Annotated in this window: 6 protein-coding genes; all 6 read left to right on the forward strand. The window is 74.5% G+C overall.

Annotated features, from left to right (window positions below):
* On the forward strand, positions 1–684 hold a 684-nt coding region (locus tag VFZ20_RS06360), incomplete at its 5' end, for an N-acetylneuraminate synthase family protein (RefSeq protein WP_329683002.1).
* 192 nt (positions 685–876) lie between these two features.
* Positions 877–1,647 (forward strand): SDR family NAD(P)-dependent oxidoreductase, encoded by a 771-nt coding sequence (locus VFZ20_RS06365; protein WP_329683003.1) that lies wholly within the window; start codon positions 877–879, stop codon positions 1,645–1,647.
* Positions 1,637–2,650, forward strand: a complete 1,014-nt coding sequence (locus VFZ20_RS06370; RefSeq protein WP_329683004.1) for an NAD(P)H-dependent glycerol-3-phosphate dehydrogenase — start codon at positions 1,637–1,639, stop codon at positions 2,648–2,650. The genes VFZ20_RS06365 and VFZ20_RS06370 overlap by 11 nt, the downstream gene beginning before the upstream one ends.
* A 71-nt stretch (positions 2,651–2,721) precedes the next feature.
* The gene (locus VFZ20_RS06375) at positions 2,722–3,927 is read left to right on the forward strand and encodes a chorismate-binding protein (RefSeq protein WP_329683005.1); all 1,206 of its coding nucleotides are present in this window, start codon (positions 2,722–2,724) and stop codon (positions 3,925–3,927) included.
* A 140-nt stretch (positions 3,928–4,067) separates the two neighbouring features.
* Positions 4,068–4,976 (forward strand): ABC transporter ATP-binding protein, encoded by a 909-nt coding sequence (locus VFZ20_RS06380; RefSeq protein WP_329683006.1) that lies wholly within the window; start codon positions 4,068–4,070, stop codon positions 4,974–4,976.
* Positions 4,973–8,521 (forward strand): M1 family aminopeptidase, encoded by a 3,549-nt coding sequence (locus tag VFZ20_RS06385; RefSeq protein ID WP_329683007.1) that lies wholly within the window; start codon positions 4,973–4,975, stop codon positions 8,519–8,521. Before VFZ20_RS06380 ends, VFZ20_RS06385 begins: the two co-directional genes overlap by 4 nt.
* The last annotated feature ends 100 nt before the right edge of the window (positions 8,522–8,621 follow it).

An 8,621-nucleotide genomic window follows, 5' to 3' on the forward strand; every position in this document is an offset into this window, starting at 1 on the left:
GACGTGGCCGTGATGGCGGCGCTCCCCCCCGCCGGGCCCGAGGCGCGGGTGATGGCGGCCGCGCGCCGCCTGCGCGCCGCCGGGGCCGCCGTGCTGCACGGGGGAACCCTGCGCCCGCCCCGCTCGCCGTACGTGCGCGCGCGCCGCGGCGAGGACGCGCTGCGGCTGCTGGAGCAGGCCCGCGACGAGACGGGGATGGCCATCGCCGCCGAGGCCTCGGACATCGAGTCCGCGCTCCTCTTGGCCCACCGTGTGGACATCCTGCAAGTGGGCGGCGAGAACATGCAGAACTACCCGTTCCTCACGCGGGTGGCGCGGCTGGGCACGCCGGTGCTGCTGGTGCGCGGCCAGACCGCGGGCCTTACCGAGGTCCTGCTGGCGGCGGAGTACGTGCTGGCGGCGGGGAACCCGGACGTGATCCTGTGCGAGGCGGGCGTGCTGGGCATTCCGCCGGAGGGCCGGCCCGTGCTGGACCTGACGGCCGTCCCCGTGCTCAAGTCGCTGTCGCACCTTCCCGTCGTGGCGGCCCCGGGCGCCGCGGCCGGCTTGGCCTCCGCCGCCATCGCCGCGGGCGCGGACGGCGTGCTGCTGGAGCCGGACGGCGAGGACGCGGAGGACGAGCTCGCCCCGGCCATGGAGCACGCCCGCCGCGTGGCTCTGGCCATGGGCCGCCGGCTCGCCTAGGACCGCCGCCCCGATCCCGCCGACGTCCACCCGGCCACGACACACGGAGGAACCCGGCATCGCCACGCGCGGCGGATCCGTCCGCCGCGCCGCGGTGCCCGTCCGGGGCCGGCCCGCGCCGCGCCCCCCTCCCGCACACGTTCGCCCCCCGTCCCGGACGGCGCGGCGCCAGGCTCCACCAAACCCAGGGTGATGCGCTTTTCATCGAAGGTCTCGATCGTCACGGGCGCCGCCAGCGGCATTGGCCGCGACACGGCCGTGCTCCTTGCCCGCGAGGGCGCCCGCGTGGTGGCCGTGGACGTGGACGGCGACGCGCTGGGCCGGCTGGCGGAGGAGATCGGGGAGGCGGGCGGCGTCTGCGTCCCCGTCCCCGCGGACGTGCTCCGCGCGGACGAGGTGGACCGGATGGTGGAGGACGTCATCGCCCGCTTTGGCCGGGTGGACGTGCTCGTGAACGGGGTGGGCGGCAGCACCGTGCTGCAGCGCCCCGACGCCCCCATCGAGGAGATCTCGCCGGACGACTGGGAGCGCGTGCTGGGCTTCAACCTGCGCGGCACCTTCCTGTGCATCCGCGCCGTGGTGCCGCACATGAAGGCGCGGCGGTCGGGCGTCATCGTCAACCTGTCGTCCATCGTGGCCCGCGGCGACCACGCGGCCCGGCGCACCAACGCGCCCTACGTGGTCTCCAAGGCCGGGGTGAACGCCCTCACGCGCAAGCTGGCCGTGGAGCTGGGGCCGTTCGGCATCCGCTGCAACGCCGCCGCGCCCGGCGTCACGCGCACGCCCCGCATCGAGGCGCTGCTGGCGCGGCGCACCCCGGCGGAGATGGACGCCATGATGGACGCCGTTCCCCTCCGCCGCTTGGCCACCCCCGCGGACCTGGCCACCGTCGTCGCCTTCCTGGCCTCGGACGAGTCCGGCTTCGTCTCCGGGCAGACCCTCGAGGTGACCGGTGGACAGTAGCCTCCCCGCCGCCCCCCCGCGCTGCGCCGTCGTGGGCGACGGCTCCATGGGCACCACGCTGGCCCACGTGATGGCGGCCGGCGGCCACGCGTGCGTCCTCTGGTGCGCCTCGCCCGCGGCCGCGGACGCCGTCAACGGCGACCACCGGCACCCCGCCCGCCCCGCCCACGCGCTGGATCTGCGGCTGCGGGCCACGGCGTCGCTGGGCGAGGCCCTGGCCGGCGCGGGGCTCGTCGTCGTGGCCGTGCACTCCACGGCGTTCGCCGCCGCGGCGCGGGAGATCGGCGCGCTGGCGGAGCAGGATACCGCGCTCTTCTCCGCCACCAAGGGCATCGAGCACCCGTCGCTGCGGCTGATGTCGCGCGTGCTCGCCGACGCGGCGCCCGGGTGCCCGGTGGGCACCCTCGGCGGCACCAACATCACGGGCGAGATCATGGCGGGGCAGCTCAGCTCCCTCGTCGTCGCCTCGCCCTCGGCCGAGGCGCGGGCGCGGGCGGCCCGGGCGCTGGCGGCCCCGCACCTGGCCGTCGTGGCCGGCGCGGACCTGTTCAGCGTGGAGCTGGTGTCCGTGCTCAAGAACACCGTCTCCATCGCCGCGGCCATGGGCCTGGGGGCGGGGATGGGCTACAACGGGCTGGGGCTGGTGGTGGCCCGCACGCTGGCGGAGATCCGCGCGCTGGGCACGGCCCTGGGCGCGGACCCCGCGGCGTTCGACGGCCCGGCCGGCATCGGCGACGTCTTTCTCACGGCGTCCAGCCCCCAGTCGCTCAACCGGCGGCTGGGGATGGAGCTGGGGCAGGGGCGGCGGCTGGACGAGATCGTGGCGGCGCTGCCGGAGGTGCCGGAGGGGATCGGCGCCGTGCGGGCCGTGGCGCCGCTGGCGGCGGGCGCCGGGCTGTCGCTCCCCGTGTGCGCCGCCGTGGCGGAGATCCTGGACGGGGTGCGGCCGCCCCGCGCGCTGGAGCGCGCGCTCATCGAAACGTATCGCAAGGGAATGGGATGACGGTCAGGGCATGTCGGTTTCGCGGGTCCTTCGACGCCTGCGCGACCTATCGCCGGCTCCGGGACGCGGGGGTGCTGGGCGCCCACGCGTACCTTCACCTCACCCCCGGCCGCGCCGAGATCGGCTGGGCGCCGGTGGACCACCTGCGGGTCACGGACGCGGAGTTCCTCCCCGACTGGCGGGAGCGGCTGGCCGCCATGACGGCGCCGGGCGACCATCGCAAGGCCATGGGGTTCGTGGCGTTCGACGCCATCGACGCGGGATCGGCCTCGTACCCCGAGGGGGTGCGCAACCCCGCGCCCCTGGCGGAGTTCATCGTTCCCGGCGAGCGGGTGGAGTTCACGCCGGACGGCAACGTGACGCACTGGACCACCACGGGCTTCGACGTGGCGCCGTTCCTGACGGTGGCCCTCCCGCGCCGCCCCGCCGCGCCCCGCGACGTGCGCATCGAGCCCGTGGGCGGGGTTCCGCGCGAGGCGTTCGAGGGGAGCGTGGCCCGCGCCGTGGAGGCGCTGAACGCAGGCGTGGTGCAAAAGGTGGTGCTCTCGCGCCACCAGACGTTCGACGTGCGGTACGACCCGCTGGACCTGTTCGAGGCCATCACCGAGTCGCGCACGCACTCCGACGGGTTCCTGCTGGAGTTCGGCGACCTGGCGGCCATGGTGGCCTCGCCCGAGCTGCTGGTGTCGGCCGACGCGCGGCGGCTGGAGTCCAACCCCCTGGCGGGAACGCGAAAGCGCGGCGCGTCGTTCGACGACGATGAGGCGCTGCGCCACGAGCTGCGGCACGACCACAAGGAGATCGTGGAGCACGTGCTGTCGGTCACCACGCTGCTGGGGCAGCTGGAGCCCGTGTGCGAGCACGGGAGCCTGGGGGTGCGCGGGCTCATGGACATCTCCATCCACCAGTACGTGCAGCACCTGAGCTCCACCATCCAGGGCCGCGTGAGCCCCGACCGGCACGTGCTGGAGGCGCTGTGGGCCGTGTTCCCCAGCGTGACCATCGCCGGCTTTCCCCGCGAGCCCGCCGTGCGGCTGCTGCGCACGCTGGAGTCCGGCCCGCGGTCGCTGTACTCCGGCGTCATCGGCTGGGTCTCGGGGAGCGCGGACTGCCGCTTCTCGCTGGCCATCCGCGGCGTGTTCCGCTACGGCGGGCTCACGTACCTCAACACCGGCGCCGGCATCATGGCCGAGTCCGTCCCCGTGAACGAGTTCATGGAGACGGAGCAAAAGCTCCGCGCCGCCATGCAGGCCCTGGCCCGCGTGGCCTCGGCCTGACCCCCGCGCGCGCCCGGGGCTGAAACAAACGGCTGCCGCCTCCCGTCCCCGGAGAGGCGGCGCCGCGCGTTCGGCGCGCACGCCCGGAGACGCCGCGTGCGTCCGTTCCTCCTCCGCCCTCGTCGCCCCTCATCGCCGTCATGGAACTGCAGATCCGGGACCTGTCCAAGCGGTATCCCAACGGGGTCCAGGCCCTGGACGGGGTCACCCTGACCATTCCCCGGGGGATGTACGGCCTGCTGGGGCCCAACGGCGCCGGGAAGTCGACGCTGATGCGCACGCTGGCCACGCTGCAGGCGCCCGACGCGGGCTCCGTGCGGCTGGGCGACATCGACGTGCTGCGCGAACGGGACCGGGTGCGGCAGACGCTGGGCTACCTGCCGCAGGAGTTCGGCGTGTATCCCCGGGTGAGCGCGGAGCGGCTGCTGGAGCACTTTGCCGTGCTCAAGGGCATCACGGACCGAACGACGCGCCGGGAGGTGGTGGAGGCCCTGCTCCGGCAGACGAACCTGTGGGACGTGCGCAGGGAGAAGCTGGGCGGCTACTCGGGGGGGATGCGGCAGCGCTTCGGCGTGGCGGTGGCGCTGCTGGGCGACCCGCGGCTCATCATCGTCGACGAGCCCACGGCGGGGCTGGACCCGGCGGAGCGGGTGCGCTTCCTGAACCTGCTGAGCGAGCTGGGCGAGCGCGCCGTGGTGATCCTGTCCACGCACATCGTGGAGGACGTGGCCGAGCTGTGCAGCCGCATGGCCATCATCAACCGCGGCCGCATCCTGCTGGAGGCCGAGCCGCTGGGCGCCGTGGAGGAGCTGCGGGGGCGGATCTGGCGCCGGGTCATCCCCCGGGCGGCGCTGCCGGAGGTGGAGCGGGCGCACGCCGTGATCTCCACCCGGCTGCTGGCGGGGCGTACGGTGGTGCACGTGTACGGCGAGACGCCGCCGGGCGCGGCGTTCGAGCCGGTGGAGCCGGGGCTGGAGGACGTGTACTTTGCCGTCATGGCCGGGCACGGCGCCGGCGGGCGCGCCGCGCCGGCGGAGGTGGGCGGGTGAAGCTCCGGGAGATCTTCCTTTTCGAGGTGGAGTACCGGCTGCGGCGGGTCTCCACCTGGCTGTACGCCCTGCTCCTGTTCGGGGCGGGGTTCCTGCTGGTGCACGTGGTGAACGGCGGCAACAGCCACGTGAACGGCCCCCAGAAGGTGGCCGTGGGCTGCACCGTGGCCGGGATGCTGGGGATGCTGGTGACGGCGGCGCTCTTTGCCGACGCGGCCACGCGCGACGTGCAGGCCCGGATGCACCCCCTGGTCTACACGGCCCCCGTTCGCCCGGGCGAGTACCTGGGCGGGCGCTTCCTGGGCGCCCTGGCCGTGAACGCGGTCCTTCTCCTGGGCGTGCCCCTGGGGCTGCTGGCGGGGTCCCGGATGCCGTACCTGGACCCGCGGATGTTCGGCCCGGTCCTCCCGGCCGCCTACGTGCAGCCGTACCTGCTCTTTCTGCTCCCCAACGCGCTCCTGGTGGGCGCGCTCCTCTTTGCCGTCGCGGCGCGCACCCGGCAGGTGCTTCCCGCGTACGTGGGCGCCATCGGGCTCTTCCTGGCCTACCTGTTCTCCAGCGAGCTGCAGCGGCGCATCACCCGCCCGGGGCTGGCGGTGCTGGCGGACCCCTTCGGCATCTCCGTCCTGGACCGGCTCACCCGCTACTGGACGCCGGTGGAGCTGGACACGCGCCTGATCGGCTATCCCGGGCTCCTGCTCTGGAACCGCCTGGCGTGGATGGGCGTGGCCGCGGCCGTGCTCACGCTTCTCCTGCGCCGCTTTCGCTTCGCGCACACGGACGCCGGGCGCCGGGCGCGCGTGGAGCGCGAGCCGTCCCACGCGCCGGTCCGGCCCGCCCCGGCCGCGGTCCCGCCGGTGGCGGGGCGCTTTGGGGCGCGGACGCGCGCGTGGCAGACGCTGCGGGTGGCGCGCCGCTCCCTGGGGGAGGTGGCCCGCAACCCCGCCTTCGCGGTGATCCTGCTGCTCATGGTCGGCCTGGTGATGGGGGTGGGGTGGGACGTGGGCTCCGAGGCGTTCGGCACCTCCACGTGGCCCGTCACCCGCCTGGTGGCGGGGACGGTGCTGGGGGAGGGGGCGTCGGTGGTGGTGACCCTGCTGGTGGCGCTGTTCGCGGGGGAGCTGGTGTGGCGCGAGCGCGACGTGCGGGTGAGCGAGATCGAGGACGCGGCGCCGGTGCCCACCCCGGTGTTCCTGGCGGGGCGCTTCCTGGCGCTGGCCGTCGTGCTGCTCGGCGTGCAGGCGGCGCTGATGGCCTCCGGGGTGCTGCTGCAGACGCTGCAGGGCTACCACCGCTACGAGCCGGGCCTGTACCTGCGGATCCTCTTCGGCATCAAGCTGGTGGATTCCCTGCTGCTGGCGGCGCTGGCCATGGCCGTGCACGTGGTGGTGAACCAGAAGTACGTGGGCCACTTGGTGGTGGTGGCCCTCTTTCTCGTCACGCTGCTCTCGGACCGGCTGGGCATCCGGCACAACCTGCTGCGCTACGCCTCGGACCCGGGATGGGTCTACTCCGACATGAACGGCTTTGGCCCGTTTCCCGGGCCGTGGACCTGGTTCAAGCTGTACTGGGCGGCGTGGGCCCTGCTGCTGGCCGTGGCCGCGCGGCTGTTCTGGGTGCGCGGGCGGATGGACGGGCGGCGGCTCCGGGTGGCGCGGGCGCGCTTCACGGGGGCGGCGGCCCGCGCGGGGGCCGCGGCGGCGGTGCTCATCGTGGCGCTGGGCGGCTTTCTCTTCTACAACACCAACGTCCTGAACCCGTACCGCACGCCCCGCGGGGCCGCCGCCCCGTGGGCGGAGTACGAGCGGCGCTACAAGCGGTACGAGGACGCGCCGCAGCCGAGCGTGGCGGCCGCGGAGCTGCGGGTGGAGATCTACCCCGGGGAGGGCGCGGCGGAGCTTCGCGGCACCTACCGTCTCGTGAACCGCACGGACCGGGCGATCGACTCCGTCCACGTCCTCGTCGCGCCCGAGGTGCGTGCGCGCGCCCTCTCGTTCGACCGCCCCGCGCGGCGGGTGCTGGACGACCCGCGGGTGCAGTACCGCATCTACGCCCTGGAGCGCCCGCTGGCGCCCGGCGACTCGCTGCGCCTGCGCTTTGACGTGGCCTTTCGTCCCCGCGGCTTTCCCAACAGCGGCATTTCCACGGCGGTGGTGCGCAACGGCAGCTACTTCGGCCGCGGCTGGCTGCCGTTCGTGGGGTACCAGCCGGCGCTGGAGCTGGACGACGCGCGGGCCCGGCGCGAGCACGGGCTCGCGCCGCGGCGGCGCCCCGCCCCCGGCGACCCGCGGGCGCTGCGGCACGGCTCCGGCTTCCGCGGCGACGACGACCGCGTGCGGCTGGACGCCGTGATCGGGACGGGCGCCGGGCAAACGGCCCTCACCCCCGGCACGCTCGTGCGGCAGTGGACGGAGGGGGGCCGGCGCTACTTTCACTACCGCACGGAGGCGCCCCTCTCCTTTGGCGCGCCGGTCTTTTCGGCCGCGTACGCGGAGCGTGGCGCCCGGTGGAACGGCGTGTCGCTCCGCGTGCTGTACCATCCCGCGCACGCCTTCAACGTGGACCGCATGGTGCGGGGCATGCGGGCCGCGCTGGACTACAACACGGCCCACTTTGGCCCCTATCCCTACCGCGAGCTGCGGGTGGTGGAGGTGCCCCTCTACGCCGGCTCCAACCGCGCGCACCCGCAGACCCTCGCCTTCTCGGAAGCAGGGGCGTTTCTCACGCGGGTGAAGCCGGGCGACGTGGACCGCCCCTTCTTCGTCACCGCGCACGAGACGGCTCACCAGTGGTGGGGCAACCAGGTGAGCGGCGCCGACGTGCCGGGCAGGGCCCTGGTCTCCGAAACGCTGGCGCAGTACAGCGCCATGATGACCATGGAAGCGGCGCTGGGGCGGGCGCAGGTGCGCCGCTTCTACGACTACGAGATGGACGGCTACCTGCAGGGCCGCCGAGTGTTCTCCAGCCGCGAGGTGCCGCTGCTGGACGTGGAGGACCAGGGCTACCTCTACTACCACAAGGGCGCGGTGGTGATGTACACGCTGCGCGAGCGCCTGGGAGAGGCCCGCGTGAACGCCGCGCTGCGCCGCTTCCTGGAGCGGTACCGCGACGCGGGCCCCCCGTACCCCACCTCGCGCGACCTGTACGCGGAGCTGCGGGCCGTGACCCCCGACTCTCTGCGCCCCCTGCTGCGCGACCTGTTCGAGCACATCACCCTGTGGGACGTGCGCGCCGAGGCGGTGCGGGTGCAGCCGGCCGGCGCCGGCGCGTACCGCGTGACGATGGACGTGGTCGCCAGGAAGGTGCGGGCGGACAGCGTGGGGGTGGAGACAGAGGTCCCCATGGACGACCTGGTGGACGTGGGGGTGTTCGGCGCGGGGGCGGGGGACCCGCTCTACCTGCGCCCGCACCGCATCCGGAGCGGCCGCCAGACCCTCACCGTCACGGTGCCGCGGGCACCGGCGCGGGCGGGCATCGATCCGTTCGGAACGCTGATCCAGCGGGAGCGGGACGACAACGTGGTGCGCGTCGATCCGCCGACGTGACGGAGGCGTGCGCCACGGACCAGGCCCTGGCGCACGTCGTCCGGGCGCTGATCGCGAAGGGCGGGGGAGAACGGAGGACGCCGGGAACGAGATCCGTTCC

It is taken from the genome of Longimicrobium sp. (assembly GCF_036280135.1).
Taxonomy (GTDB): domain Bacteria; phylum Gemmatimonadota; class Gemmatimonadetes; order Longimicrobiales; family Longimicrobiaceae; genus Longimicrobium.

Excerpts from the sequence above, each read along its gene's own strand:
- VFZ20_RS06380 (WP_329683006.1), top strand. The coding sequence starts at position 4,068 with ATGGAACTGCAGATCCGGGACCTGTCCAAGCGGTATCCCAACGGGGTC.
- VFZ20_RS06365 (WP_329683003.1), top strand. The coding sequence starts at position 877 with ATGCGCTTTTCATCGAAGGTCTCGATCGTCACGGGCGCCGCCAGCGGC.